Source organism: Algoriphagus sp. AGSA1 (assembly GCF_021390545.1).
Taxonomy (GTDB): Bacteria; Bacteroidota; Bacteroidia; order Cytophagales; family Cyclobacteriaceae; genus Algoriphagus.
Genome location: NZ_JAJUWR010000169.1, coordinates 1 through 1,085, shown reverse-complemented (window position 1 = coordinate 1,085; position 1,085 = coordinate 1). Strand labels below are relative to the sequence as shown.

Sequence of the window (1,085 nt, the reverse complement as noted above, 5' to 3'; positions counted from 1 at the left end):
GTTTGTAGATGCGGGCATTGGAGCCGTTGAGGACCCGAATTCTGTATGGGCGAGTGGCGACCTTGCGCGTGGCCGGAGGAACGCCGTTAACCAGTATCCTGTCTCCCAGAAAACCGTGCATGCGATCCATCATGGCTCCCATACCGTCGTCGAGGTAAACCAGTCCATTGACACCAGCAAAGGTACGGTCCTGAAGCACCAGTAACAGTTCGTTATCGCCCGACGGCAATCCGAGGCCCGCTTCTTCTTCGTCTTCAACGATCAGGAGCCCTACAAGCCCCGCGTAACTCTGAAATCCTACGCGCCCGCCCTGCTCACCATGGGCATGGGAGTGATACCAGAACAGTCCGGCCCGGTCCAACACCTCGAAGCCGATCGTCGTGGTTTCACCGGGCTGGATGGGTAGCCTTGGTTGCCCGTCGACATCTGACGGCACATGAAGCCCGTGCCAGTGTACGGTGGTGTCTTCCGGGAGCTCATTGTGAATATGAATTTTTACTTTCTGGCCACGGCGTAGCCGGATCGTTGGGCCCAGGTAGCTGTCAGGGTTTTCGGAGAGTGTGCCTCCCGGGCCTTTCAGCAATTCCGCCCTGTAGCGCCACACCTCACTGGGCGCGCCTGGAAGTATGGGCACCGAATCGGGCGTGGCATGAAGATTCAGTTCAACATCGTATTCTTCGGAGTCAAGGCCGAGCGTTCCCGATTCAGTCGCTCTTACCCCACCATCACAGCCCGTAAGCAGAAATCCCGGCGACAGCGTGAGAAGGAAGCCGGTGCCCGCCACAGCCTGAAGGACTGTGCGCCGGTGGACACTTTTATTCCGATTCATCACTTGTTCCTCAGATATTTGATCAGTGCCAGAATCGCAAGAATCAGGAGCACAACCAGAAGAATCATGATAATCATCATGAATATCCCCATCCCGCCCATGCCCTGCATCATGTTGCCACCCATCATACCCTCTCCCATGCGGCCGGGCGCCTCAGCAAGAGCGAAGAGTGGCAGGAAAAGCCCAGCCATCAGCATAAATAGCTTCTCAAAAACCTTCATCGCAGCGTCTCCGTATTTTTGCCCCACTTAATTGA

At 56.1% G+C, this 1,085-nt stretch carries 2 protein-coding genes; both read right to left on the bottom strand.

Features of this window, described 5'->3' with window-relative positions; translation table 11 throughout:
* Positions 1 to 829, bottom strand: an 829-nt coding sequence (locus LZF95_RS27140; RefSeq protein ID WP_233758606.1) for a multicopper oxidase family protein, incomplete at its 3' end; no start/stop codon positions are given.
* On the bottom strand, positions 829 to 1,050 hold the full coding sequence (locus LZF95_RS27135; protein WP_233758605.1) for a hypothetical protein: 222 nt from the start codon (positions 1,048 to 1,050) through the stop codon (positions 829 to 831). The genes LZF95_RS27135 and LZF95_RS27140, both read right to left, overlap by 1 nt.
* Between the last annotated feature and the right edge of the window lie 35 nt (positions 1,051 to 1,085).

What these genes read in the sequence shown, in the direction of transcription:
- LZF95_RS27135 (WP_233758605.1), bottom strand. Translation starts at nt 1,050, where the DNA reads ATGAAGGTTTTTGAGAAGCTATTTATGCTGATGGCTGGGCTTTTCCTG.